Genomic DNA, 24,504 nt, shown 5'->3' with positions numbered 1-24,504 from the left:
GACGGCAGGTCTCACCGGTTGCACGACCCCCCGTGCCCCGTTCATGACAGTCATAGATCTTCTCCCCAATGTAGAGATCCTACATTGAAATGTAGCAGGTCTACTGCATTCGATCCAAGAGCTACCGTAAAGGCCATGTCTGTCCGCGCCCGCCCCGACGCGTGTCCCGGTGTCCTCGCGGCGCACGACGCCGCGGACGGGGCGCTGGTCCGGGTGCGGTTGCCGGGTGGTCAGGTCACGGCGGCGCAACTGGAGGTCCTGGCGGCGTGCGCGGAGGACTTCGGTGACGGCTCGGTGCACCTGACCTCGCGGGGAAACGTGCAGTTGCGCGGGCTCCCGCCGGAGACCGGGGAGCTGGCCGGGCGCCTCTCCGAAGCGGGGTTGCTGCCCGCGCCTTCGCATGAGCGAGTGCGGAACTTCCTCGCGTCGCCGCTGTCCGGGCTTGCCGGGGGGCTCGTGGACGTGCGCCCGCTGGTGGCAGAACTGGACACCGCGGTCCGCGCCGAACCCGCGCTCGCGCGGCTGCCGGGGCGGTTCCTGTTCGCGCTCGACGACGGCCGGGGCGATGTCGCGGCGGAGGACGCCGACCTGTGCTGGCAGGCGACCGGTTCGCGGGACGGCGTGCTGCTGCGTGCGGGTGAGCCGGGCGTCCGGGTGCCACCAGGCGAAGCGGTCGAGATGCTGGTGTCCGAAGCGTTGCGGTTCACCGAGATTCGCGGCAGCGCGTGGCGGATGCGTGAATTGCCCGGGTTTTCGGGTGTCCGGCGGCCGAGCCGGCCGGTCCCGGTGGGGGCGTTCGGGCGGGACGACGGCGGGCGCGGGTTGTGCGTGGCGCCGCTGTTCGGGCAGTTGACCGCGGCGCAGGTGCGCTCTTTCGGCTGCGATGTCGTGGTCACGCCGTGGCGGAGCGTGGTCGTGCCCGAGTTCCGGGCCGGGTTGCTGGCGTTGTCGAGTGGCACCGGTGTGACCGCGTGCATCGGGCGGCCAGGCTGTGCGAAGTCGCGCGCGGACGTGCGGGCCGACGCCCGGCCGGTCAGCGCGCGAGCACATTTTTCGGGATGTGAGCGGCGGTGCGGTAAACCACGCGACGCGGTGGACGTGGTGGCGGCGGACCGCGGCTACCTGGTCGACGGCGACTGGGTGCCCGTCGAGGCGCTGGCGGATGTGCTGGCACAGAAGGGAAACCGGTGACCGACTATCTCAAGGACGGGGCGGAGATCTACCGCCATTCGTTCGCCACGATCCGCGACGAAGCCGACGTCGCGATCCTGCCGGCGGACCTCGAACCGGTCGCGGTACGCATGATCCACTCATGCGGCATGGTCGACCTGATCGACGATCTCGCGTACTCGCTGGAGATCGTCGAATCGGCGCGAGCGGCGCTGCGCGCGGGTGCGCCCGTGCTGTGCGACGCGCAGATGATCGCGAGCGGTGTCACGCGGCGGCGGCTGCCGGCGGACAACGACGTGGTGTGCACGCTGTCCGATCAGCAGGTGCCCGGCCTCGCCGAGCGCCTGGGTACGACACGCTCGGCCGCGGCGCTGGAACTGTGGCGCGACCGGCTGGCCGGGTCCGTGGTGGCCATCGGGAACGCGCCCACCGCGCTGTTCCGGTTGCTGGAGATGCTCGAAGAAGGCGCGGGGGTGCCGGCGGCGATCATCGGGGTGCCCGTGGGGTTCGTCGGCGCCGCGGAGTCCAAAGTGGAACTCGCGAAGCGGGCTCCGGCGCCGTATCTCGTGGTGCACGGCCGGCGGGGCGGCAGCGCGATGGCGGTCGCCGCGGTGAACGCGCTGGCGAGCGAAGCCGAATGACCGGGAAACTGTGGGGTGTCGGGCTCGGCCCCGGTGACTCCGAACTGCTGACCGTCAAGGCCGCCAGGCTGATCGGCGAGGCGCAGGTGATCGCCTACCACAGCGCGCGGCACGGCCGGAGCATCGCGCGCTCGGTCGCCGAACCGTACCTGCGGGAGGGGCAGCTCGAGGAGCGGCTGGTCTACCCGGTGACGACGGAGACCACCGACCACCCCGGCGGGTACGAGGGCGCGATCGCGGAGTTCTACGAGCTGAGCGCGAAACGGCTGGCGGAACATCTCGATGCCGGGCGGGACGTCGTCCTGCTGTGCGAGGGGGATCCGTTCTTCTACGGCTCGTACATGTACATGCACGAGCGCCTTTGTGACCGGTACGAGGCGGAGGCCGTGCCGGGCGTGACTTCGGTCAGCGCCGCTTCGGCCGTGCTGGGCCGTCCGCTGGTGCAGCGCGACGAGGTGCTGACGGTCCTGCCGGGCACGCTGCCCGCCCCGGAACTGGCGCGACGGCTGGCCGATACTGAGGCGGCGGCGGTACTGAAGCTGGGGCGCACCTTCGGTTCCGTGCGTTCGGCGCTTGCGGAGGCAGGCCGGTTGGACGAGGCGTACTACGTCGAGCGGGCGACGTGTCAGGCGCAACGGGTGGAGCCGTTCGCGGAGGTCGAACCCGGGTCGGTGCCGTACTTCTCGCTGGCGCTGGTGCCGAGTCCTGCTTATGCGGCAAGGAAATCCGGTGCTTCCGTGGTGGAGGAGCCGTCGGCAGGCGGCGAGGTCGTGGTCGTGGGTCTCGGCCCGGCCGGTCCACAGTGGCTGACGCCGGAAGCCGCGGAAGCCCTGGCAGCGGCCGAGCATCTCGTCGGGTATGGGCCGTACCTGGCGAAGGTTCCGCAGCGGGCCGGGCAGCAGCGCCATGCCTCGGGCAACCGGGTCGAGGCCGACCGTGCCCGGGAAGCGCTTTCTCTCGCTCGGGCCGGGGCTCGTGTCGCCGTGATCTCCTCGGGGGATCCGGGCGTCTTCGCGATGGCTTCCGCGGTGCTGGAACAGGCTTCGCTGCTGAAGGAGCCGGTTCCGGTGCGGGTGCTGCCCGGCCTGACGGCGGCGCAGGCGGCGGCGTCACGGGTCGGCGCGCCGCTGGGGCACGACTACTGCGTGCTTTCGCTTTCGGACCGGCTGAAGCCCTGGGAGATCATCGAGAAGCGCCTGGACGCGGCTGGCGCGGCGGATCTGGTGATCGCGATCTACAACCCGGCCTCCCGTTCCCGGACGACCCAACTGGCACAGGCGCAGGAGATCCTGCTCCGGCACCGCACCCCGGAGACTCCCGTGGTGGTCGCCCGGGACGTCGGCGGCCCGGAAGAGGATGTCCGCGTCACCACCCTCGGCGACCTGGATCCATCCACAGTAGACATGCGCTGCCTGCTGATCGTCGGCTCCACCCGTACCCGCCGCACCCACGGCCAGGTCTGGACCCCCCGCACCTACTAACGCACACTGCCCCGCCACATCGGCGTGTTTGCCCTCCCGGTCACCGAGTTGGCTCCCCGCGTCACCGAGTTGGCTTCCCGCGTCGGCGAATTGGCGCCGGACGGGGCAAACACGCCGACGGACGGGGCAAACACACCGACGGACGGAGCAAACACACCGACGGACGGGGCAGACACGCCGACGGGAGGGGCAAACACGCCGGTGAGCACGGTCAGCGGCAGGTTTCCCAGGGGCCGGTGATCGCGAAGACGTGGCCGGGGCCCTGGATGTTGGCGAACAGGATGCGGCCGTCCTGGCTGAAGGTCGGGCCGGTGAACTCGCTGCCGTTCAGGTCGTTCCGCGCCATCGGGTAGGTCGCGCCCTTGCGGGTCACGCCCACCAGATGCTGCACGCCGTCACCGTCCTCGGCGAGGATCAGGCCGCCGTCGGGCGAGACCGTGATGTTGTCCGGACCGTCGTAGTTCGTGTCCGCGTCCGGGTCCGGGTTCACACCGAAGATCGTCTTGAGTTCGACCGTCTCCGAGCGCGGGTCGTAGAACCACACCTGGCCGTCGTGCTCGTTGACGCTCCCGTCGGACGCCCGCGCGAAGCTCGCCACGAAATACGCCCCGCCGTCGCCCCAGTAGGCTCCTTCCAGCTTCCGGCTGCCCGTCACCTCGCCGTCCGCGAACTGCTTGCGCACGGACACCGTCGCGGCCTGCCGGTCGGGCACGTCGACCCACTTCACCCGGTACTTCGTGCCGGGCTGGGTCGCCTCCGACAGATCCGCGATATGCCGGTCGCCCTTGAAACAGCTCATCGCCTGCAGCCGGCCCGCGTTGTCGCCTGCCGTCTCCTGCAGGTGCTTCAGCGCGCCCTTGCCGCCGCCGAAGCCCTTCGGCGGGGTCCACCGGTAGTACAGGCCATGCGGGCCGTTCGCGTCCTCGGTCAGGTAGATCGACGAGCCACGCGGATCGACCGCGACGGCTTCGTGCGAGTAGCGGCCGAGGAACCTCAACGCGACCGGGTGCTGGTTCGCGTGGTGGTCGAACGGGTCCACCTCGAACACGTACCCGTGGTCCTTCTGGTACACCCCGCCCGCGCGCTGCTCGGTCTCCTCGCAGGTCAGCCACGTGTCCCACGGGGTACGCCCGCCCGCGCAGTTGTTGTGCGTCCCGGCGAGGCTCACGTACTCGCGCACGCGCTTGCCCGACTGGTCGACGACGATGTTCGTGGTCCCGCCGCCGGCGCCCGGGTCGTAGGTGAGCCCGGACAGCGCCGGTACCCGGTACGGTTCGCTGCCGCCGATCTCGTGGTTGTTCACCAGCACGAAGCCATGGCGATCGCCGAAGCAGGCCGTGCCGTCGGGGTCGCTGGGCGTCGGCTCACCGCTGTCCAGCTTCGTGACCCCGGCCTCGGCGACCACGCGGTAGGAGAAGCCCTTCGGCAGCGCCAGCAAACCGGCCGGGTCGTCGACGAGGGCGCCGTAGCCTGCCTGGCGCCGGGTCTGAGCCACCGCCACGGGCGCGGCGATCGCCTCCACACTGCCGGCGACCACGATCCCCAGCGCGCCCGTGCGCAACAGATCCCGTCTGGTCAATGCCATTTGCGACCTCCCTGGTCAAAACACGCAAGTACGACCAGGGAATACAAACTGGCTTTCGCTACCGAAACCAGACATTCAGCCCAACACTGGGCGAACAATCCTAGTGGGTCGGCGTCGAACCGTTCGGCTGCTGCGGGCCCGGGCCCGGCGACCACCAGCCCCACACGGTCTTCTCACCGTGTTCGACGTGCGGCGTCGTGCCCTGGGTGTACGGCTCGATCTGCATCAGCTGACCCCACGACTGCCCGGGATCGCCCTGCAGGTAACTCGGCACCTCGGGCTCGCTCGCGACCTCCTCCAGCCAGCCGAGCGGCCCGCCGCCGATGCTGTCGGCGATCCCGGCCTCCGGGGCCAGTGTGCCGGCGGTGATCCGGTACGCCGGCAGCTGGGAGATGCCGTCGTGCGAGGTCACGGGCTGCATGCACGGATACACGAAGGCCGCGGGCCAGTCCATGTACACCGGCGCGTTGCCGACCCGCTGAGTCAGCGTGGTGAACGTCGGAACCCGCGGGGCGCTCACCGCGACCCACCCGTCGTCGGTCACGTCGTCGTCCTTGGCGACCACGCGCACCACGGTGATGTCCGCGGGCAGATCACCGATCTGGACCCGCTGGTCGGCCCATTTGCCGGTCTCGGTGTCGTTGCTGTTCCCCGAGGTCGTGCCCACGCCCGGGGCCAGCACCTGATCGGACTTGACGATCTTGACGCCCGCCGGGGTCTGGGTGCCGAACTCGAGCGACACGCTGGTCGCCTTGCTCTTCTTGGCGGCGACGGCGACCACCACCTGCGCGTCGGCGTGGTTCTTCGGGAGCGCGTACCAGTCGGTGCGCAGGCGGCCGGTCGGTGATTCACCCGCCTTCTCGTGGTAGCTGCTCCACATCGGCACCGTGCTCGTGGTGAACCCGTGCGGCGGGCCGCCGAGCGGATCGTCGTTGCCCTCCGCCGTGGTGTGGAAGCCCGCCTGGGTCGGGCCGTTGTCCTCGTCCGTCGGCGGCAAGCCGGTGGTCTGCGGCTTCTGCTGCGCCGGCACCGTCTGCGCCGTGACGGGCTTGAGCACGCTCGCCACCGGGTTCTGCTCGACCATCACGTGATCGGACAGGTTGCAGGTGTTCTGGCCGAACAGCGCCGACACGTTCGCGGCGCCGAGGCTGTAGCTGTGCGCCTGCTTCTGGATCGCCTTGCCCATGCTGGCGAACTCGAACGCCACGACCATGCCGCACACCACGACCAGCGACATCGAGCCGAGGCGCAGGGCGCGCAGCCGCCGTTCCGGTGTCGGCGGTGGCTGCAGACCGGGCCGCTGCGCCTTGACGTTCTCCACGAACGCGATCACCGCGGCGACGGCGGCCGCGAGCAGCAGCAGGGTCGAGAGGTGGTAGCCGTGAATGGACGGCGCCTTGTCGAACCACGGCACGCCGATCCCGGAGACGAACCAGTACGCGTTCGGCCCGGTCGCGGCCAGCGCGGCGACCGCGAGCAGCCCGGCGGTGAACGCCGCCCGGTTGCGTTTCGAGCGCAGCACCGTCGAGCTGGTCGCGAGCGCGGTGAGCGCGGCCATCGCGGAGCCGACCGCGGCGAACGCCCCGAAGTGGTGCGTCCACTTGGTCGGCGTCAGCGCGAGCAGCAGGAAGAACAGGGCTGTGGTGCCGATCAGCCGCCGTGCCGGGCCGAGCGCGGCGCCCTGGATGCGGCCGCGGCGCAGCAGTACGACCAGGCACGCACCCGTGGACAGGATGAGCAGCAGCACCGGGAACCGGCGGGTCATCGAACCGTCGGCGCTGTCGGCGAACAGCAGCTCGTACCGGGACAGTTCGTCGTACCAGGGCAGGTTCGGGCCGACGTTGCTGCGCAGCCGGGTCGCCTCCATGATCGAGGCGAAGGTCTGGTCCGCGAAGACCACGACCAGGATGATGAACCCGGCGCCCGCGATCGGCGCGAGCACCGAAGCCCAGCCCTCCTCCCGCGCTCTGGCCCGCAGCATCTGGAACAGCGGGCGCGCCGCGACCAGGAACGGCGCCACGGCGATCAGCCCGGTGGGGGTCGCGGCGAGTGCAAAGGCGGCGGCGAGCAGGCCGAGGCACAGCGGCAGCAGCCGGCGGGTGACCAGGGCCCGTTCGACCGCGCAGAGCGCGAGCAGCGAGCCCAGCGCGGCCCACGGCTCCGGCCGCACACCGTTGTTGTACGGCATCCACCAGACCAGGAACACCGTCGCGGCGGCCCAGCTGGCGGCCCGGCTGTTGCGTACCTGGGTGCCCAGCCGGGGCATCACTTCGCGGCTGATCAGCAGCCAGCTGATCACGCCGAGCAGGAACGAAGGCAGCCGGATCCACGTCGGTGCCGTCGACACCGTCGCCATCAGCTCGTAGATCTGGTCGTTCCAGCCGAACGGCGCCTCGGCGACGCCGAACCACCGGTGGTAGTTGGTGAGGTAGCCGACCGCGTTGGCGACTCTGGCCATGGTGAAGATGTAGCCGTCGTCGGAGGTCACCGGGCCGATGAACACCCACGCGCCGAGCACCCCGAACACGGTGAGGTCCCGCGGCGTGAGTTTCCACCAGCCGATCGGTGCCCAGCGAGGCGCGCGCCGCGCGCCGCCACGGTCGAGCCGGTTCACCGCGATCAGGCAGCCGATCAGCGACAGCACCCCGAAGACACCGATCCCGACCTTGAAGCCTGTCGGCGAGGTCTGGTAGCGGGTGTCCGGCGTGATCGACACGTGCAGCCCGGCGATCGGGTCCTTCGCCGAGGTGATGTCGGTGTAGATCCCGATGACCCGTGGGCGGACGTCCCCGGCCGAGTCGTAGACGGGGGTGCCGCCGATGGTGAGCGTGGTGTGGGTGGCGCTCGAGGCGAAGTGGACGTCGCAGCCGGTCGCGGGCAGTGGCTGGTGGGCGACCTGCTGGCCCTGGTTGAACGCCGTCAAAACACCGTTTTCGACCCGGATGAACATGCCCGCGCCGTTGGGGATGCGCGCGCCCGGCACGGTCGAGAACAGCAGCGCGCCGCCCGGGGCCCGGTTGTTGACCTCCTGGACCGTGCTGCACGGCAGGTCGACCTGCATGTCCTGGGCCCAGTAGCCGGTGAGCGGGGCGTTCACCGGGCGGGTGTCACTGCCGACCGGCCAGGTGATGGTGGCGGTGTCCTGCACCACCGGCAGCAGCGGGTACGCGATCGCCGAGGCCGCGGCGAACACGCCGAGCACGACGGAAAGCCACCGCCACAGCACCTTTCGGGGCCTCGTGGTCGTGGTGTCCGGGCGTGGCTGCTCCGGATCGGTCACCTCGTCGGAGGTGACGGTCGGCGTCCTGCTGGCCATCCACATTGAACGAACGCTATCGCCCTACTGTGTCGAAGGTTCTTTGGGTTCTATCGGGCAAGAATTATGCATGGCGTCCGGTTCGCCGGATCATCCGAGCGGTGCTGAGCCCCCCGGCAGGGCATCAGACCTGCGGGAACGCGGACACCCAGGCCACCGCGGCGGCCACCTCCCGGACCGTCTCGGCGGCGGGACGGGCAGGGCGCCGCACGATGATCACGGGGATGCCGGCCTGGCGGGCCGCGACCAGCTTCGCGGTGGTCATCGTGCCCCCGCTGTCCTTCGTGACGAGCACGTCGATCCGGTGCTCGCGCAGGATCGCTGTCTCGCCGGGCACGTCGTAGGGCCCGCGGTCTAGCAGGATCTCGATCTTCGGCGGCAACGGGGGCGCCGGCGGGTCGACACAGCGGGCGAGAAACCATTGCCCGGTGCAACCGGCGAACGCGGCCAGGCCCTGGCGCCCGCTGGTCAGGAAGATGCGTTCGCCCAGGTGTGTGATCTTCGTCGCCGCTTCTTCGAGCGTGGCGACCCAATGCCAGTCGTCGCCGGGACCGGCCTGCCAGCCGGGCCGCTCCAAGCGGAGCAGCGGAACCCCGGCGGCGGAAGCGCCGTTCACGGCGGAAACACCGATCCGTTGCGCAAAGGGATGGGTCGCGTCGACAACGGCGACAACATCGTTTTCGGTGACATAGCGGGCAAGTCCGTCAGCGCCGCCGAAGCCGCCGATACGCACTTCGCCGACCGGAAGCCGTGGGTTCGCGACGCGTCCGGCGAGCGAGGAGATGACGCGGACGCCGCGTTCGGTGAGCGCGGCGGCGAGCGCCCGGGCCTCCCCGGTACCGCCGAGCACGAGAACGGTCCGCATGCCCGTCATACTCCCCGTTGATGCGGTACGGGTGGACGACCGGGGCATGTGCGACCGCGGCGACGACGGCCGCGTACACGGCGCTGCTCACCGGAGAGTTCCCGGACCCGGTCGAGGTGCGGTTGCCGAAGGACCGGCGGCCGGCGTTCGCGCTCGCGACCGAGCGGCTCGCGGCGGGTTCGGCGACGGCGGGGGTGATCAAGGACGCGGGCGACGATCCGGACGTCACGCATGGGGCGCTGATCCTGTCCACGGTGTCGCGCGGCGAGCCGGGCAGCGGCGTGACGTTCCGCGCCGGCGAGGGTGTCGGCACGGTGACGCGGCCGGGGTTGCCGCTGGCGGTGGGCGAGCCCGCGATCAACCCGGTGCCGCGGCGGTTGATGACGGAAGCGGTCGCGACGGTGGCGGCCGCGCACGGCGGGACCGGCGATGTGGTGGTGGAGATCTCGATCCCCGACGGCGAGGAGATCGCGCGGCAGACCTGGAACCCGCGGCTCGGGATCGTCGGCGGCCTGTCGATCCTCGGCACGACCGGTGTCGTGGTGCCGTACTCGTGTTCGGCCTGGATCGAGAGCATCCGGCGCGGGGTGGACGTGGCCAGGGCCATGGGTTACCCGCATGTCGCGGGCGCGACGGGGAGCACTTCGGAGCGCGTGGTCGCCGAACTGTACGGGCTGCCGGAGGGTGCCCTGCTGGACATGGGGGACTTCGCGGGCGCGGTGCTGAAATACCTGCGCCGGCATCCGGTGCCGCGGCTGACGCTGGCGGGCGGGTTCGCGAAGTTCTCGAAGCTCGCGGCCGGGCATCTGGACCTGCATTCGAAGCGCTCGCAAGTGGATCTGCGGCTGCTGGCCTCGCTCGCCCCCGCGATCGGCGAGGAGATCCTTTCGGCGAACACGGCCCTGCACGCGTTGCAACTGGCGCAGGCGGCGGGCATTCCACTGGGCGACCTGGTGGCCGCGCGTGCCCTCGCGACCGCGACCGAGGTGATCGGCTCGGCGCCCGTCCGCGTGGACGTCGTGGTGATCGACCGTGCGGGCACGATCGTCGGACGGGCTTAGGTTTCCGTTGTGGATGAACGCCGGGTGAGTACCAATGGGCCGTTTTCGGTGATGGCTACCGTGTGCTCGGAGTGGGCCGTGCGTGAGCCGTCGGCCGACCGGATGGTCCAGCCGTCGGGGTCGTAGACGATCCGGTCGGTCGTGCGGGCGAACCAGGGTTCGAGCGCGAGGGTCAGCCCCGGCCGGAGCTTCAGGCCGCGGCCCGCCTGGCCTCTGTTGGAAACGTGGAGGTCCTCGTGCATCGTGCGGCCGATGCCGTGCCCGCCGAACTCGGTGTTGACCGGATAGCCGTAGTCGCGGGCCACCGCCCAGATCGCCGCCGAGATGTCGCCGAGGCGGTTGCCAGGGCGCGCGGCCTCGATCCCCGCCTCCAGCGCTTCTTCGGTGGCGCGGATGATCCGCAGGTCCTCCTCGGCGGGAGTGCCGACGACGACCGTGCGCGCCGAGTCGGCCGCCCAGCCGTCGATGCTGACCGCGAGGTCCGCGCTGAGCACGTCGCCGTCGCGCAGCGTGTATTCATGGGGCAGGCCGTGCAGGACGGCGTCGTTGACCGACAGGCAGATGACGTTGCGGAAGGGGCCCTTGCCGAAGGACGGGGCGTAGTCCCAGTAGCACGACTCGGCGCCGCGCCGCTTGATCATGCCGCGCACGTGGCGCTCCAGGTCCAGGAGGTTGACGCCCACGTCGGCGAGCCGGCCGACCTCGGAGAGCACCTCGGCGACGAACCGCCCGGCCACCTGCATGCGCTCGATCTCCGCGGGCGTCTTCAGTTCGATCACGGATACCTCGCGTCCCAGGATTGCGGTATTACTATACCGCCACCCTAGCACTCAATCATTGTCCCGGATCTTCGCCGACCGGTCGCGCGCCGCGGAGTAGAGATAACTGTCCGGAAAGTTTCCGGCCGCCAATACCCGGCCGACGAAGATGATCGCCGCCCGGGAGATCCCGGCTTCGCGCACCTGCCGCGCGATTTCGCCGAGCGTCCCGCGCAGGATCCGCTGGCCGGGCTGGCTCGCGAGGTGCACGACGGCGACCGGGCAGCCGGCGCCGTAGTGCGGCAGCAGTTCGCCGACGACCTGCTCGACGCGGTTGATCGCCAGGTGCAGCGCGAGAGTCGTCCCGGTCGCGGCGAACGCGGCCAGCTCCTCGCCGGGCGGCATGGCCGTCGACCGGGCACGCACGCGCGTGATGACGAGGCTCTGCCCGACGGTCGGCACGGTCAGCTCCCGCCCGAGTTCCGCGGCCGCGGCGGCGAACGCGGGTACGCCCGGCACCACCTGGTAGGCCACCCCGGCCGCGTCGAGGCGCCGCGTCTGCTCGGCCACGGCGCTGTAGATCGACGGATCGCCCGAGCACAGGCGCGCCACGTCGTGCCCGGCCCGGTCGGCGGCGACGAGCTCACCGGCGATCTCCTCCAGCGACAGCCCGGCCGTGTCGACGCACCGCGCGCCCGGCGGGCAGTGGGTCAGCAGGTCGGGCGGGGTGAGGCTGCCGGGGTAGAGGCAGACCGGGCAGCGGGCGAGCAGATCGCGCCCGCGCACGGTGATGAGGTCGGCCGCGCCGGGACCGGCGCCGATGAAGAACACGGTCATTTCAGGAAGCTCCATTGCGTCACGGTCCGGGCCGGGGTCCAGCCGGTGAACCCGCCGAGCGGGGCGGCGTGCTCGACGGCCACGCGCATGAGCTCGCCGCCGTGGTCGCGGTAGGCCTGCGCGAGGACCTGTTCGGATTCGAGGGTCACGGCGTGGGCGACGAGCCGGCCGCCGGGCCGCAGCGCTTCGCGGCAGCCGTCCAGCGCGGCCAGACCGCCGCCGGCGAAGACCGCGTCGGGTGCGGGCAGCCCGGCAAGCGCGTCCGGGGCGGAGCCCGTGACGACGCGAAGATCAGGCACGCCAAGGCGTTCCGCGTTCCGGGCGATCCGCGCGGCCCGCGACGCGTCGCGTTCCACCGCGATCGCACGGTTCGCCGGATTCGCCCGTGACCATTCGATCGCGACGCTGCCCGCGCCCGCGCCGACATCCCACAGCAGCCGCCCCGGCATGGGCGCGAGCCGGGCGAGAGCGAGTGCGCGCAGGTCCCGTTTGGTCAGCTGCCCGTCGTGCTCGAACGCGTCGTCCGGCAGCCCGGTCAGTGGCAGCCCGGGGCCGCCCGCGCAGCCGATCGCCACCAGGTTCAGCGGATCGACCTCGGCCGACCACGTCCGCGCGAGACCTTCGAACCGGCGCTCGTCGGGTGCGCCCAGTTGCTCGAAGACGGTCAGTGCGCTGTCGCCGAAGCCTTGTGCCGTCAGCAGTTTCGCGATCTCCGCCGGGGTGGACGCGTCGGCGCTGAGCACGAGCAGCCGCGCGCCCGGCGTGAGCACCCGGGCGACGCGATGCACGTTCCGCCCGACGACGCTCACCACGTCGGTTTCCTCGGCCGGCCAGCCGAGCCTCGCCCGCGCGAGCGCGAGCGAGGACACCGCGGGCACGATTCGTACGTCGCCGAACCGCTTGACCAGGGTGGTCCCGATGCCCGACACGAGGGGGTCACCGCTCGCGAGCACCCCGAACCGGCGGCCGGAGTGCCCGGACAGCAGCTCGCCGAGCGCCGGGAGCAGCGGGCTCGGCCAGGGCGTCTTCGGCTTGTCCAGCGGTACGAGGGCCAGTTGCCGGGCACTGCCGAACAGCACGTCGCACCCGGCCAGCTCGGCTCTGGCCGGCTCGGGCAGCCCGCCCCAGCCGTCCGCTCCGATGCCCACGACAACGATCGTCACGTTGGCCAACGTATGCGATGATGCCGGGGACGGTCGTCGTGGAACCCGGTGCGAATCCGGGGCGGTCCCGCCACTGTGACCGGTCGTGCTCGACCGGCAGCCAGAGCTTCGGCGCCCGTTGCGTGCCTCGCGGCACGGTGCCCCTGTAGGAGCGGGCGAGGACACCCGCACGTGGGATGAGGAGTCTCCTTGAGGCCGTATCCGTTCACTGCCGTCGTCGGCATGCGGGAGCTGCGCCTGGCGCTCGTGCTTTCCGCGATCTCACCCGCGATCGGCGGGGTGCTGGTCCGGGGTGAGAAAGGCACCGCGAAGTCCACGATGGTCCGCGCGCTCGCCGGGCTGCTGCCCGAGGTCTCGGTCGTCGAAGGCTGCCGGTTCTCGTGCGACCCCGTCGCGCCCGATCCGGCCTGCCCGGACGGCCCGCACACCGGGCCGGGCGTGCGCAGGCCCGCGCGCCTGGTCGAACTGCCGGTCGGCGCGGCCGAGGACCGGGTCGTGGGCTCGCTGAACCTCGAGCGCGCCCTCACCGAGGGCGTCACCGACTACCAGCCCGGCCTGCTCGCCGGGGCGCATCGCGGGCTGCTGTACGTGGACGAGGTGAACCTGCTGCACGACCACCTCGTCGACACCCTGCTCGATGCCGCCGCGATGGGCCGCGCGACCGTCGAGCGCGAGGGCGTCTCGGTCTCGCACGCGGCGCGGTTCGTGCTGATCGGCACGATGAACCCGGAGGAAGGCGAGCTTCGGCCGCAGCTGCTCGACCGGTTCGGGCTCACCGTCGAGGTCGCCTCGAGTCGTGACCCGGAGGAGCGCGCGGAGGTCATCCGCCGCCGGCTGGCGTACGAGGCCGATCCCGAGACGTTCGCGGCCAAGTACGAGTCCGAGGACGCCTCGCTGGCCGCGGAAATCGAGACGGCGCAACAGCTTCTGCCGTCGGTGGTGCTGACCGGCGAAGCGCTGCGGCAGATCGCCGAGGTGTGCGCTTCGTTCGAAGTGGACGGGATGCGCGCGGATATCGTGACCGCTCGTGCCGCGCTCGCGCATGCCGCGTGGGCCGGGCGCACCGAGGTGTCCGCGGAGGACATTCGCGTCGCCGCACGGCTGGCGCTGCCGCATCGCCGTCGCCGCAACCCGTTCGACGCGCCCGGTATCGACGAGGAGCAGCTCGACCAGGCTTTGCGCGACGCCGAGCCGCCGGAGCCGGACGACGACGGCCCGGGTTCGGGCAGCGCGGAACCGTCCGAAGAGGACTCGGCACAGACCGATCGCGAGCAGCAGCCCGGCGCCGGGAACGGTGAGGAGCGGACCGGTGCGGGAAACCCTTTCCGTGCGCGAGTGTTCCGCGTCGCCGGTGTGGGCGAGGGTGAGCGTGGCCGCCGCTCGCGGGCGGTGACCGATTCGGGCCGGACCGTCGGCGTACAGCCGCAGAAGGGCAAGCCGCACCTGACCGCGACGCTGCGGGCTGCCGCGCCGCGGCAACGCGCACGCGGCCGGTCCGGGCCCGGTTTGGTGCTGCGCAAGGGAGATCTGCGCTACGCGCGGCGAGAGGGCAACGAGGGCAACCTGGTCCTGTTCTGCGTGGACGCCTCCGGTTCGATGGGGGCGAAGGCGCGGATGCGTGAGGTCAAGGCCGCGGTGCTGTCGCTGCTGATGGACGCCTACCAGCGCCGGGACAAGGTCGGGATGGTCACGTTCCGGGCCGCCGAGGCGCTGCTGTCGCTGCCGCCGACGATCAGCGTCGAGGCGGCCGCGGCCCGGCTGCAAGCCCTGCCGACCGGCGGTCGTACCCCGCTCGCCGAAGGGCTTCTCGAAGCGGCAAGGGTTCTGCGGGTCGAGGAGCTGCGGGATCCGCGCCGCCGCCCGTTGCTCGTCGTGGTGACCGACGGGCGCGCGACGAGCGGACCGGACGCGGTGCGCCGGTCCCAGCAGGCAGCCGAGTTGCTGCAGGACGTGACGTCGGTGGTGATGGACTGCGAGACCGGCCGCATGCGGCTCGGGCTCGCCGCGGAACTGGCCCAACGCCTCGGCGGCGAGCACGTGCCGCTGGGTGAGGTCGCGGCGGATTCGCTGACCAGCGCCGTGAAGAGCCGGCTTCGGAGGGCGGCCTGAATGACAATGGCGAAGCCCCGTTCAGTCCGACCGACCGGGTGTGGGTGTCCCGCAAGGCACCGGAGGGCGGCCTGATGCCGCAGGGCAAACCGGAGACCGTCCCCGATGACGGGCTCACCACGCGCCAGCGCCGCAACCGGCCGATCTTCGCCGTCCACACGGGAGCGATGAAGGGCAAGTCCACCGCGGCGTTCGGGATGGCGCTGCGCGCGTGGAACCAGGGCTGGGCGGTCGGCGTGTTCCAGTTCGTCAAGTCCGCGAAATGGCGGGTCGGCGAGGAAAGCGCTTTCCGCGCGCTGGGCGAGGTGCACGAGCGGACCGGTGAGGGTGGCCCCGTCGAATGGCACAAGATGGGCGAGGGCTGGAGCTGGTCGCGCAAGGCCGGGACCGAAGAGGACCACGCCGCGAACGCGCGGGAGGGCTGGGCGGAGGTCAAGCGCCGGCTCGCCGCTGAACGGCACGAGTTCTACGTCCTCGACGAGTTCACCTACCCGCTGAAATGGGGCTGGATCGAGGTTTCCGACGTCGTCCAAGCGATCCGTGACCGCCCAGGGCGCCAGCACGTCGTCATCACCGGCCGCGACGCGCCGCCCGGGCTGATCGAGGCCGCCGATCTCGTCGTCGAGATGACGAAGGTCAAGCACCCCATGGACGAGGGGCAGAAAGGCCAGCGGGGGATCGAGTGGTAGCCCGGGTCGTCATCGCGGCACCGGGTTCGGGACACGGCAAGACGACGATCGCGACCGGGCTGATGGCCGCGCTCCGCGCCCGGGGGCTGGACGTTTCCGGGCACAAGGTCGGCCCCGACTTCATCGACCCGAGCTATCACGCGCTCGCCACCGGGCGCCCGCCGCGCAACCTGGATCCCTTCCTGCAGGGCGAAGATCTGCTCGTCCCGCTGCTGCTGCACGGTGCCGGTGAGCTCGCCGTGATCGAGGGTGTGATGGGCCTGTTCGACGGAGCACTCGGCACCGAGGGCTTCGCTTCGACGGCGCACGTCGCGCGGCTGCTCGACGCGCCCGTGGTGCTCGTGGTCGACGCCGGCGCGGCGAGCCGCAGTGTGGCCGCGACCGTTCTGGGCTTCGCGAACTACGATCCGCGGGTCGAACTGGCGGGGGTCATCCTCAACAAGCTGGGCTCACCGCGGCATGAGGACGAGATCCGCGCCGCGCTCGCGCCGACCGGGATCCCGGTGCTGGGTGCGTTGCGGCGCAATGACGACATCCACGCACCGAGCCGCCATCTCGGACTGGTTCCCGCCGCCGAGCGGGCCGCCGAATCCCAGCGGCTGCTGCCGAAGCTCGCGGCCTGGATCGCCGAAGGCGTGGACGTCGACGCGGTCGTCCGGGTCGTGCGGGGCGCTTCGCGATTGAGCGGAAAGCCTTGGGAGCCGCCGGTTTCGTGGGACGGCCCGCGCAAGATCATCGCCGCGGCGGCCGGGCCGGCGTTCACCTTCCGCTACACCGAGACTGCGGAACTCCTGGCCGCGCACGGGGTCCAGGTGGTGGACGTGGATCCTTTGCGGGACAAGGAACTTCCCGAGGGATGCGCCGGGTTGTACTTCGGGGGAGGGTTCCCGGAGGTGCATGTCGACGAGCTGTCGGCGAACCTCCCGCTGCGCGAGGAGATCGCCACCGCCGTCCACAAGGGAATGCCCGTGGTCGCCGAGTGCGCCGGGCTGCTGTACCTGTGCCGGGAACTGGACGGTCAGCCGATGGTGGGTGCGCTGGACGCCGTGGCGCGCATGAGGAAACGCGGCGCGCTCGGCTACCGCAACGCCGTCGCGCCCGCGACGCAGCTGCTCGCCGAGGCCGGGACGGCGGTCACCGGGCACGAGTTCCATCGCACGGAAGTCCTGCCGCGGCACGGGAAGGCGCCCGCCTGGGAGTGGGACGGCGGGGGCGAGGGGTTCGCCACGCCGACGCTGCACGCGTCCTACCTGCACGTCCACTGGGCCGGACATCCCGGGCTGGCACGAAGGTTCGCGGACGCGGTGCACGCGTATGGCTGACTACGACCTGCACCATCACGGCGATCGCGAGGTGGGCGAGGGCCTGATCGACCTCGCGGTCAACGTCCGGCTGCCCGAACCACCCGACTGGCTGCGCCGCGAACTCGCCGGCGCGCTCTCCGCTCTCGCCGCCTATCCGGACACGACAGCGGCCACCGAAGCCGTCGCCGCCCGTCACCGGCGCGACGCCGGGGAAGTGCTGGTGACCGCGGGCGCGGCGGAAGCGTTCACCCTGCTGGCAACGGCTTTCCGTGACCGCAACGCGGTCGTGGTGCATCCCCAGTTCACGGAACCCGAAGCCGCCCTGCGCGCGGCCGGAAACGAACCGCGGCGGGTGCTCCTGCCGCCCGGCTACCTACTCGATCCGGATCTGGTGCCCGGCGACGCCGAACTCGGGTTCGTCGGCAACCCGACGAACCCGACCTCCGTGCTGCATCGCGCGGCCACACTCGAGAAATTGTGCAGGCCCGGCCGGATCCTGGTCGTCGACGAAGCGTTCCTCGACGCGGTGCCCGGTGAACCGGAATCCCTTGCCGAGAAAGCGCTTCCCGGTCTCGTGGTACTCCGCAGCCTGACCAAGACCTGGGGGATCGCGGGTCTGCGCGCGGGCTACCTGCTGGCGGAACCGGAGATCGTGGCGCGGCTCAAGGAAGTACAGCCGCCATGGTCGGTGTCCACATTGGCCGCACGGGCCGTCGTCGCCTGCTGCCGCCCGGCCGCGCTCGACGAGGCCGACAAGCTCGCCGTGCAGGCGGAACGCGACCGCGAACGTCTCGTCGCGGGGCTCGAAGCGCTCGGCGTCGAGCTGCCGAGCACTCCGCGTGCGCCGTTCGTGCTCGTCAGGATCCCCGGCGCGCAAGCGATCCGGGACAGGTTGCGGGCGGCGGGTTATGCCGTTCGCCGGGGCGACACCTTCCCCGGACTGGACGGCGACCACCTCCGCGTCACCGTGCGCGACGAGGCTACGACGACGGGCTTTCTTCGCGCGCTCGCGCGCCTCCTTCCAGCATGAGGTCCACCATGACGAAGAACTCGTCCGACGCGAAAAGGTACATTTGAGATACCTTTAATCAGGAACTTACGATGAGCCGGTGACCGAAGAGCGCGAGTTGTCGACGCCCGTGCAGCCGGTGTCCGCGGCCAAGGCCGTCGCCGACCGGCTGATTGCCGCGATCGCCGTCGGGGACTACTCGGCCGGGGAACGGCTCCCGGCCGAACGTGACCTGGCGGACATGCTCGCGGTCAGCCGGGTGACCGTCCGCGCCGCGCTCGCCGACCTGCGCGAAGCGGGCTACGTCGAGATCCGCCGCGGCCGCACCGGCGGTTCGTTCGTCCGGCAGGACTGGGGCGAGCGCACGGCCACGGCGGTACGCAACCTGCTCGGCGCGGACTGGGCTCAGCTCGAGCAGTTGTTCGACCTGCGGCGGCTGATCGAGTCGCTCATCGCGCGCACGGCCGCCGAACGCCACACGCTCGAGGACGACGCGGCGATCATCGGGGCGCTGCAACGGTATGAGGAGGCCCGCGACGGTGTCGCCGCGCGATCGGCGGACGTCGAACTGCACCGGAACATCGCCGTCGCCGCGCACAATCCGCTGCTCGCGGACCTGAGCCGGCAGTTGCTGGCGCAGGTCAGCCTGGGCATCACCCACGAGCCGTTCACGCCGGCGCTGCGGGAGATGGCGCTGCCGCAACACCGCGCGCTCGTCAACGCCGTCACCGGCAGCGACCCGGACACGGCCGCGCGGATCGCCGGTGAGCACTTCCGGATCACCGAGCACGCGCTGCGGCACGCGGTCGGCAAGGCGTCAGACTAGGGCGAGCAGCGTCGCGGCGGTCGCGGCTTCCACGCACGCGCCCAGCACGTCGCCGGTGATCCCGCCGAGCCTGCGGACGCAGCGCCACAGCAGGAGGCCCGCGACGGCGTAACCGGCGGCGACCGCGGCCGGACCACGCCACCACGGCAGGCCGGGCGCGAACCCGGCGGCCGCACACGCGAGCAGGAAGACCAGCGCTGCCAGCGAAACCGGTACCGAGCCCGCGACGGTCGCGCCGAGCCCTTCCGGTCGCGCCGAGGGCACCCCGCGCACGCAGCACAACGACAGCACGCACCGGCCGGCGAGCACGCCGACGACCGCCGTGGTGACCCCACCCGCCGCAAGAGCTCCACATTGGACGATCAGCACGAGCACGAGCGCGGCGACCCCGGTCGGCCCGGAATCGCCACGGCGCATGATCTCCAGCGCGCGCTCGCGGTCGTACGAGGCGCCGAGCCCGTCCGCGGTGTCGGCGAGCCCGTCCAGATGCAGACCCCGGCTGCCGAGCGCGACCGCGCCCACGGCCACCGCGGCGACCGCGAGCGAAGGCAGGCCGAGCGTCTCGCCGCCATACATGACCAAGCCGGCGAGCGCCGCGAGCGGCACGGCGGCGACCGGGGCGAGCAGCATCGCGCCGCGTGCCACCCGGCGGTCGATCCTTCGTGGCGGCGGCACCGGCAACGCGGTGAGCGTCCCGGTCGCCATCCGCAGCGCGTCGACCAAGATCACCGGCGAGCGTCTTCGGTCAACCGCACGACATGTCCGGCCACGACAAGCTGGACGCTGTCCGCTTCGGCGGCGACACGGCTGTTCAGCGCGCCCAGCACGTCACGAAAGACCCGGCCGGAAAACGTCGCGGGCACGACACCCATGCCGACCTCGTTGCTGACCGCCACGATCGGTACATGCGCGCTCACCCAGGCGGCTAGGAAGTCCTCGAGCCGCTCATCGAGGCGCTGTTCCCAGCCCGCGGTCTGGTCCCACGCGCCGACCTCGCCCAGCACCCGGCTGACCCAGGTGCCGAGGCAGTCGATGAGCAGCGGTCGGGAAGCCTTGCGCAGGGTCGTCGCGAGGTCCGTGGTCTCCTCCGTGCGCCAGTTCGCCGGGCGCCGCGCCTGGTGCTGGGCGATCCGGGCCGCCCATTCGGGGTCGTCGTCGGCGGCCGGGTAGCCGGGCGCGACGTAGACCACCTCGGGGTGCGACGCCATCAGGTGCTCGGCGTGCCGGGATTTGCCTGAGCGCACCCCGCCGAGCACGAGCACCTTGCCCTCGGGGCCGGACAACCGGCGCAGTTGCCGGGCGGTGACCTCCAGTGCGGCGGCGAGCCGCTGGGTCAGCTTGGTCATACCCGGCATTCTCGTGCACGAGATACCGTCGCGTGCGTGGTGGATGCAAGATCGTTGACCAGGTTCGGTCTCGTCGCGGGATATGCCCTGGACACGGCGCTGGGCGACCCTCGGCGCGGGCATCCGGTGGCGCTGTTCGGCCGCGCCGCCGCAGCACTGGAACGCCGGGCTTGGGCGGATTCGCGGTCGCGCGGGCTCGCGTACGCGGGCGCTTGCGCGGGCGTGGCGACGGGGCTCGGCCTGGCCGCCCAAGTCGCGACCCGGCGGCGGCCGGTGGCCCGGTTCGTGACGACGGCACTTGCCACGTGGACGGTCCTCGGCGGGCGCGGGCTCGCACGCGAGGGGTTGGCGATGGCGGGGCTGCTTGATTCCGGCGACCTGCCCGCCGCGCGCGGGCGGCTGTCCCATCTGTGCGGCCGGGACGCGACCGGCCTGGACGCGACGGAACTCGCGCGTGCCGCCACCGAATCCATCGCCGAGAACACCTCGGACGCCGTGGTGGCGCCGCTGCTGTGGGGCGCGGTGGCCGGGTTGCCGGGGCTGCTGGGCTACCGCGCGCTGAACACTTTGGACGCGATGGTCGGTCACCGTTCGCCGCGCCACGAACGGTTCGGCTGGGCTTCGGCGCGTGCCGACGACCTGGCGAACCTGGTGCCCTCCCGGATCGGTGCGCTGGCGACCGTCCTGTGCGCGCCGCTCGTCCAGGGCGACCCGCGGCGTGCCTGGCGTGCGTGGCGGCGCGACGCTCCGCGCCACCCGAGCCCCAACGCCGGTCAGGTCGAGGCCGCCTTCGCGGGCGCACTCGGCGTCCGGCTCGGCGGGGTGAACAGCTACGCCGGCCGGACCGAGGATCGCGGCACGCTCGGCGACGGGCCCGCGCCCGGTCCGGCGGACCTGCGGCGCTCGGTGCGGTTGTCCCGCGCCGTGGGACTGGCCGCGCTCGCCGCGGCGGTGGCGCGATGAGCGGGCTGCTGATCGCCGGGACGACCTCGGACGCGGGCAAGAGCCTCGTCACGGCGGGTGTGTGCCGGTGGCTCGCGCGCCGCGGCCTTCGGGTCGCGCCGTTCAAGGCGCAGAACATGTCCAACAACTCGATGGTGTGCGCCGACGGATCGGAAATCGGGCGGGCGCAATGGCTTCAGGCGCGCGCCGCCGGGGTGGAGCCCGAGGCCGCGATGAATCCGGTGCTGCTGAAGCCCGGTAGTGACCACCGCAGTCACGTGATCGCGCTCGGGAAACCGTTCGGCACCCTCGAAGCGGGCGAGTACGCGACCGGCAGGCAAGGGCTGGCGCGGATCGCCTTCGACACGCTCGCCGAGTTGCGGACCCGGTTCGACGTGGTCGTCTGCGAGGGGGCGGGCAGTCCAGCGGAGATCAACCTGCGCGCGGGCGACTACGTGAACATGGGGCTGGCGCGGCGGTTCGGGCTGCCGGTGCTCGTCGTCGGCGACATCGACCGTGGCGGGGTGCTGGCCGCGATGTATGGCACGCAGGCGTTGCTGTCGCACGAGGACCAGGAGTTGCTGGCCGGGTGGATTGTCAACAAGTTTCGTGGCGATGTCGGCTTGCTGCGCCCCGGACTGGACCGCATCGCGGAACTGACCGGTCGCCCCGTGCTCGGTGTGCTGCCGTGGCTCGACGGTGTGTGGATCGACTCGGAGGACGCGCTCGCCGCCGCGGGGTGGGCGCGCGAAGAGCAGGGCGGCACGCTGAACGTCGCCGTGGTCCGGTTCCCGCGCGCGTCCAACGCGACCGATGTGGACGCGCTCGCCGCCGAACCCGGGGTCAGCGTGCGGTTGACCGCCGACCCGGATGCCGTGCGGGCGAGCGACATCGTGGTGCTTCCGGGCAGCCGGTCTACTGTGGACGATCTGGCCTGGCTGCGGAGCCGTGGCCTCGCGGAAGCGCTTTCCGACCGGGCCGCGGCAGGGCGTCCGGTACTCGGTATCTGCGGCGGATACCAGATGCTGGCGCGGGAAATCCATGACGAGGTCGAGTCCGGGGCCGGTACGGTGGCCGGGCTCGGGCTGTTACCGACGAAGGTTTCGTTCTCCACGGAGAAGGTGCTCGGCCGCCCGGCCGGTACCTGGCGGGGGCATCAGGTGCAGGCGTACGAGATCCATCACGGCAGCGCGCTCGCCGACGGCGAGGCGGAACCGTTCCTGGACGGCTGGCGCGCCGGCTCGGTGTGGGGCACGACCTGGCACGGCACCCTCGACAACGACGGGTTCCGCCGGGCATGGCTGACCGAAGCGGCGGCCCAGGCCGGGGTGACGTGGTCCCCGAGCCCGGGCGCGCCGGGTTTCGCGGCCTTGCGCGAGTCGATGCTCGACCGGCTGGCCGACGCCGTCGCGGAGCACCTCGACACCGAGTTGCTCCTGCGGCTCATCCGGTCGGGACCGCCCGCGGGGCCGCGGATCTTGTGAACGCGCGGTCCGCGAGCGTCGCGAAGACGAGCCCGAAGACCGTCCACAGTGTCAGGTGCGTACCGAGCGACGAGACGCGGAAGGTCCACAGCGTGTCCGCGGGGAAGTCGCCCGGCACCTCGTCCACGATGGGCAGCAGCCACGCGCACACCGCGACGACCACGAGGTACCCGAGGCAGGCCGAGATCCCGCCCACCCAGGCGCCTTTCCGGTCCGCGAGCCGTCTGCCGAGCACCGTGGCCGCGATGCCGGCCACAATGGACAGTGCGACGAACGCGAAGTACAGCCCGGTGCGATCCTGGATCGTGCCCTCCCGCCCGACCGCGGGCGGGTTCGCCGGGTACTTCAGGAACGGCACCAGCACGACGACGGTGAACGCGGCCGCGGTGGTCAGCAGTGCGGTGCTCCTCGGCCGGAGCGTGCCGACCCGCCCGTAGGCGAACGCAAAGGTCAGCGCGAGCAGGCCGCCGATCGCGATCCCGTAGACCGCGACGCCGGTGAACAACCCGAGCGTGCTCTGGATCGACCGGCTGACGAGTTCGGGCCCGTGCTCATGCGCCGTGGACTCCTCGAATCCGATCGCGACGGTCACCGGCGGTTCGCCGGCCAGGTACGCGAACACCGTCGCCAGCACACCGGCGACCAGGCCCGCGGTCATGCCGCGGACCAGCAGTGTCCTCATCATGTCAGTGACAGGGGAAGGCGAGCAGGTGCCGGCCGTCGTGCAGGAACTCGTGCAGGTAGGAGTTCGCGATCAGCGCCGTGGCGCCCTGCTCGGTGGAGACGAAATACAGCGCGACGAGGCCAAGGAGTCCGATGAGGACCGCCCACGGCAGGATCTGGCGAACGGGGATACGAACGGGAATCTGTGCTGGCATGGCGGGAGCGGTCATGCTTGGGCCTCCTTTGGGCTTGCGCGGCCTGTCCGGGGTGCGCGATGGTCCGGGTCTGACTTCCCGGCCGTCTCACCGGCCGGTCCACAGTGGCGCGTCCGTGCGGATTCTCACCGCTTCCGGTCGCCATCGCCTTGCCGTTTCAAAGTAAACCACGCGCGAATCTGGGTCAATGCGCGGAAATCGTCACATTCGGGGCGGTCGTCACGCCCTGATCACCTCGACGCCCGCCCGCTCGAAGGCGGCCACCTGCGCGGGATCCGCGTCGGTGTCGGTGATCAGTGTCTGGATGTCCGCCGGCCCGCAGATCCGGGCGAACGCGAATGCGCCGAGTTTCGAGCTGTCCGCGACCGCGACGACCTTCTGCGCGTGCCTGGTGAACAGGCGGTTGACGCTGGCCTCCGCTTCGTGGCCGGCGTAGAGGCCACGCACGGGGTCGACCGCACCGGCGCCGATGAACACCAGGTCCAGGCTGAGCTCGTTCAGTACCGGCGCCGCCAGCGGGCCGGTCAGTTCGAACGACCGGGTACGGGCGACGCCACCGGTGGTCACGACCTTGATGCTCGGCCGCAGCGTCAGTTCGTGCGCGATGTTCAGCGCGTTCGTGACCACCGTGAGCGTGGCGTCCCCCTCGTTGAACTCCGGCCGGGTGGCCAGCGCCCGGCTGACCTCGGTCGCGGTGGTGCCCCCGGCGATGCCGATGACCATTCCGCGGTGCGCCAGGCGCGCCGCCGCCAGCCCGATCCGGTGCTTCTGCGCGGCATGACCCGCCGTTTTCTGGCGTAACGGCAGATCATAGGCGACATTGCTCGCCGTGGCCCCGCCGCGCGTCCGGGTCAGCAATTGCCGGCCGGCCAGATGATCGAGGTCGCGCCGGATCGTCGCGGGAGAAACCCGGAGTTCTCTCGCGCTTTCTTCGACGTCTATTCTGGCGCGCTGCCCGACCATTTCCAGCAACGCGTTCAGGCGCTCGTGCCGGTCCACGTCTAACTACTACCCGTCTCTCCCGCAGAAAGGAAATCGGT

Annotated in this window: 22 protein-coding genes and 1 riboswitch; of the genes, 11 read left to right on the top strand and 11 right to left on the bottom strand. The window is 71.5% G+C overall.

Annotated elements, in window-relative coordinates; translation table 11 throughout:
* The first annotated feature begins 135 nt into the window (after nt 1-135).
* The 3 genes from FG385_RS17275 to FG385_RS17265 are packed head-to-tail and all read left to right on the top strand — an operon-like array spanning nt 136 to nt 3,292.
* A complete protein-coding gene (locus FG385_RS17275) occupies nt 136-1,191 on the top strand; it encodes a precorrin-3B synthase (RefSeq protein WP_139097774.1) in 1,056 nt (351 codons plus the stop codon).
* Nucleotides 1,188-1,811 (top strand): precorrin-8X methylmutase, encoded by a 624-nt coding sequence (locus FG385_RS17270; protein ID WP_139097773.1) that lies wholly within the window; start codon nt 1,188-1,190, stop codon nt 1,809-1,811. The genes FG385_RS17275 and FG385_RS17270 overlap by 4 nt, the downstream gene beginning before the upstream one ends.
* Entirely contained in the window at nt 1,808-3,292 is a 1,485-nt protein-coding gene (locus FG385_RS17265; RefSeq protein ID WP_139097772.1) for a precorrin-2 C(20)-methyltransferase, read from the top strand. The genes FG385_RS17270 and FG385_RS17265 overlap by 4 nt, the downstream gene beginning before the upstream one ends.
* Nucleotides 3,293-3,503: 211 nt before the next feature.
* On the opposite strand, the gene FG385_RS17260 is transcribed toward FG385_RS17265, so the two are convergent.
* From FG385_RS17260 to FG385_RS17250, 3 genes are all read right to left on the bottom strand, one after another.
* Entirely contained in the window at nt 3,504-4,877 is a 1,374-nt protein-coding gene (locus tag FG385_RS17260) for an alkaline phosphatase PhoX (protein WP_139097771.1), read from the bottom strand.
* A 100-nt stretch (nt 4,878-4,977) separates the two neighbouring features.
* Complete coding sequence (locus tag FG385_RS17255) at nt 4,978-8,193, bottom strand: arabinosyltransferase domain-containing protein (protein WP_200834507.1); 3,216 nt, start codon at nt 8,191-8,193, stop codon at nt 4,978-4,980.
* 124 nt (nt 8,194-8,317) lie between these two features.
* Nucleotides 8,318-9,058, bottom strand: coding sequence for a cobalt-precorrin-6A reductase (locus FG385_RS17250; RefSeq protein ID WP_407645502.1), 741 nt, complete (start codon nt 9,056-9,058; stop codon nt 8,318-8,320).
* Between the two features lie 20 nt (nt 9,059-9,078).
* On the opposite strand from FG385_RS17250, the gene FG385_RS17245 reads away from it, so the two are divergent.
* Nucleotides 9,079-10,119: a cobalt-precorrin-5B (C(1))-methyltransferase gene (locus tag FG385_RS17245; protein ID WP_139097770.1), complete on the top strand. Its 1,041-nt coding sequence runs from the start codon at nt 9,079-9,081 to the stop codon at nt 10,117-10,119.
* On the opposite strand, the gene map is transcribed toward FG385_RS17245, so the two are convergent.
* From map to cbiE, 3 genes are read right to left on the bottom strand one after another with little or no spacing between them, the layout of a single operon-like run.
* Nucleotides 10,116-10,898 carry a type I methionyl aminopeptidase gene (gene map, locus FG385_RS17240; RefSeq protein WP_139097769.1) on the bottom strand — a complete coding sequence of 261 codons (783 nt, stop codon included), beginning with the start codon at nt 10,896-10,898 and terminating at the stop codon, nt 10,116-10,118. The two genes, FG385_RS17245 and map, sit on opposite strands and share 4 nt — an antisense overlap.
* Nucleotides 10,899-10,949: 51 nt before the next feature.
* Nucleotides 10,950-11,714 (bottom strand): precorrin-4 C(11)-methyltransferase, encoded by a 765-nt coding sequence (cobM, locus tag FG385_RS17235; protein ID WP_139097864.1) that lies wholly within the window; start codon nt 11,712-11,714, stop codon nt 10,950-10,952.
* Entirely contained in the window at nt 11,711-12,877 is a 1,167-nt protein-coding gene (cbiE, locus tag FG385_RS17230; protein ID WP_235022614.1) for a precorrin-6y C5,15-methyltransferase (decarboxylating) subunit CbiE, read from the bottom strand. The genes cobM and cbiE overlap by 4 nt, the downstream gene beginning before the upstream one ends.
* A 41-nt stretch (nt 12,878-12,918) precedes the next feature.
* A riboswitch (cobalamin riboswitch) is annotated at nt 12,919-12,984 on the top strand.
* Between the two features lie 82 nt (nt 12,985-13,066).
* On the opposite strand from cbiE, the gene FG385_RS17225 reads away from it, so the two are divergent.
* The 5 genes from FG385_RS17225 to FG385_RS17205 all read left to right on the top strand — a co-directional run bounded on the left by FG385_RS17225 (nt 13,067) and on the right by FG385_RS17205 (nt 18,814).
* A complete protein-coding gene (locus FG385_RS17225) occupies nt 13,067-14,986 on the top strand; it encodes a magnesium chelatase subunit D family protein (protein ID WP_139097768.1) in 1,920 nt (639 codons plus the stop codon).
* Between the two features lie 74 nt (nt 14,987-15,060).
* Nucleotides 15,061-15,675, top strand: a complete 615-nt coding sequence (gene cobO / locus FG385_RS17220; RefSeq protein ID WP_139097863.1) for a cob(I)yrinic acid a,c-diamide adenosyltransferase — start codon at nt 15,061-15,063, stop codon at nt 15,673-15,675.
* Nucleotides 15,669-16,997, top strand: a complete 1,329-nt coding sequence (locus tag FG385_RS17215) for a cobyrinate a,c-diamide synthase (RefSeq protein WP_139097767.1) — start codon at nt 15,669-15,671, stop codon at nt 16,995-16,997. The genes cobO and FG385_RS17215 overlap by 7 nt, the downstream gene beginning before the upstream one ends.
* Complete coding sequence (gene cobC / locus FG385_RS17210) at nt 16,990-18,009, top strand: Rv2231c family pyridoxal phosphate-dependent protein CobC (RefSeq protein WP_139097766.1); 1,020 nt, start codon at nt 16,990-16,992, stop codon at nt 18,007-18,009. The genes FG385_RS17215 and cobC overlap by 8 nt, the downstream gene beginning before the upstream one ends.
* Before the next feature lie 79 nt (nt 18,010-18,088).
* Nucleotides 18,089-18,814 (top strand): FadR/GntR family transcriptional regulator, encoded by a 726-nt coding sequence (locus tag FG385_RS17205; protein WP_139097765.1) that lies wholly within the window; start codon nt 18,089-18,091, stop codon nt 18,812-18,814.
* Here FG385_RS17205 and FG385_RS17200 read toward each other — a convergent pair.
* Both FG385_RS17200 and cobU read right to left on the bottom strand, forming a co-directional pair.
* Complete coding sequence (locus tag FG385_RS17200) at nt 18,806-19,519, bottom strand: adenosylcobinamide-GDP ribazoletransferase (protein ID WP_139097862.1); 714 nt, start codon at nt 19,517-19,519, stop codon at nt 18,806-18,808. The two genes, FG385_RS17205 and FG385_RS17200, sit on opposite strands and share 9 nt — an antisense overlap.
* Before the next feature lie 20 nt (nt 19,520-19,539).
* Nucleotides 19,540-20,160, bottom strand: coding sequence for a bifunctional adenosylcobinamide kinase/adenosylcobinamide-phosphate guanylyltransferase (gene cobU / locus FG385_RS17195; protein WP_139097764.1), 621 nt, complete (start codon nt 20,158-20,160; stop codon nt 19,540-19,542).
* Nucleotides 20,161-20,196: 36 nt separating this feature from the next.
* Between cobU and FG385_RS17190 the strand changes: the two genes are divergently transcribed.
* Together FG385_RS17190 and FG385_RS17185 are read left to right on the top strand one after the other, a co-directional pair.
* Nucleotides 20,197-21,123 carry a cobalamin biosynthesis protein gene (locus tag FG385_RS17190; protein ID WP_139097763.1) on the top strand — a complete coding sequence of 309 codons (927 nt, stop codon included), beginning with the start codon at nt 20,197-20,199 and terminating at the stop codon, nt 21,121-21,123.
* Nucleotides 21,120-22,586 carry a cobyric acid synthase gene (locus tag FG385_RS17185; protein WP_139097762.1) on the top strand — a complete coding sequence of 489 codons (1,467 nt, stop codon included), beginning with the start codon at nt 21,120-21,122 and terminating at the stop codon, nt 22,584-22,586. The genes FG385_RS17190 and FG385_RS17185 overlap by 4 nt, the downstream gene beginning before the upstream one ends.
* Here the strand turns inward: FG385_RS17185 and FG385_RS17180 are convergent.
* The 3 genes from FG385_RS17180 to FG385_RS17170 form a co-directional block, all read right to left on the bottom strand.
* Nucleotides 22,546-23,271 (bottom strand): CbtA family protein, encoded by a 726-nt coding sequence (locus FG385_RS17180; protein ID WP_139097761.1) that lies wholly within the window; start codon nt 23,269-23,271, stop codon nt 22,546-22,548. The two genes, FG385_RS17185 and FG385_RS17180, sit on opposite strands and share 41 nt — an antisense overlap.
* 1 nt (nt 23,272) lies before the next feature.
* The gene (locus FG385_RS17175) at nt 23,273-23,479 is read right to left on the bottom strand and encodes a CbtB domain-containing protein (RefSeq protein WP_139097760.1); all 207 of its coding nucleotides are present in this window, start codon (nt 23,477-23,479) and stop codon (nt 23,273-23,275) included.
* Nucleotides 23,480-23,683: 204 nt separating this feature from the next.
* The gene (locus FG385_RS17170) at nt 23,684-24,463 is read right to left on the bottom strand and encodes a DeoR/GlpR family DNA-binding transcription regulator (RefSeq protein ID WP_139097759.1); all 780 of its coding nucleotides are present in this window, start codon (nt 24,461-24,463) and stop codon (nt 23,684-23,686) included.
* Nucleotides 24,464-24,504: the final 41 nt, after the last annotated feature.

Source organism: Amycolatopsis alkalitolerans, from assembly GCF_006152065.1.
Lineage (GTDB): Bacteria > Actinomycetota > Actinomycetes > Mycobacteriales > Pseudonocardiaceae > Amycolatopsis_E > Amycolatopsis_E alkalitolerans.
Note: the sequence above shows the minus strand (reverse complement) of the source record. Positions and strands in the feature narration are given on the sequence as shown.

Excerpts from the sequence above, each read along its gene's own strand:
- FG385_RS17275 (WP_139097774.1), top strand. The coding sequence starts at position 136 with ATGTCTGTCCGCGCCCGCCCCGACGCGTGTCCCGGTGTCCTCGCGGCG.
- FG385_RS17265 (WP_139097772.1), top strand. The coding sequence starts at position 1,808 with ATGACCGGGAAACTGTGGGGTGTCGGGCTCGGCCCCGGTGACTCCGAA.
- FG385_RS17260 (WP_139097771.1), bottom strand. The coding sequence starts at position 4,877 with ATGGCATTGACCAGACGGGATCTGTTGCGCACGGGCGCGCTGGGGATC.
- FG385_RS17255 (WP_200834507.1), bottom strand. The coding sequence starts at position 8,193 with ATGGCCAGCAGGACGCCGACCGTCACCTCCGACGAGGTGACCGATCCG.
- FG385_RS17250 (WP_407645502.1), bottom strand. The coding sequence starts at position 9,058 with ATGCGGACCGTTCTCGTGCTCGGCGGTACCGGGGAGGCCCGGGCGCTC.
- FG385_RS17245 (WP_139097770.1), top strand. The coding sequence starts at position 9,079 with ATGCGGTACGGGTGGACGACCGGGGCATGTGCGACCGCGGCGACGACG.
- cobM (WP_139097864.1), bottom strand. The coding sequence starts at position 11,714 with ATGACCGTGTTCTTCATCGGCGCCGGTCCCGGCGCGGCCGACCTCATC.
- cobO (WP_139097863.1), top strand. The coding sequence starts at position 15,061 with ATGCCGCAGGGCAAACCGGAGACCGTCCCCGATGACGGGCTCACCACG.
- cobC (WP_139097766.1), top strand. The coding sequence starts at position 16,990 with ATGGCTGACTACGACCTGCACCATCACGGCGATCGCGAGGTGGGCGAG.
- FG385_RS17200 (WP_139097862.1), bottom strand. The coding sequence starts at position 19,519 with ATGGCGACCGGGACGCTCACCGCGTTGCCGGTGCCGCCGCCACGAAGG.
- cobU (WP_139097764.1), bottom strand. The coding sequence starts at position 20,160 with ATGACCAAGCTGACCCAGCGGCTCGCCGCCGCACTGGAGGTCACCGCC.
- FG385_RS17185 (WP_139097762.1), top strand. The coding sequence starts at position 21,120 with ATGAGCGGGCTGCTGATCGCCGGGACGACCTCGGACGCGGGCAAGAGC.
- FG385_RS17180 (WP_139097761.1), bottom strand. The coding sequence starts at position 23,271 with ATGATGAGGACACTGCTGGTCCGCGGCATGACCGCGGGCCTGGTCGCC.
- FG385_RS17175 (WP_139097760.1), bottom strand. The coding sequence starts at position 23,479 with ATGACCGCTCCCGCCATGCCAGCACAGATTCCCGTTCGTATCCCCGTT.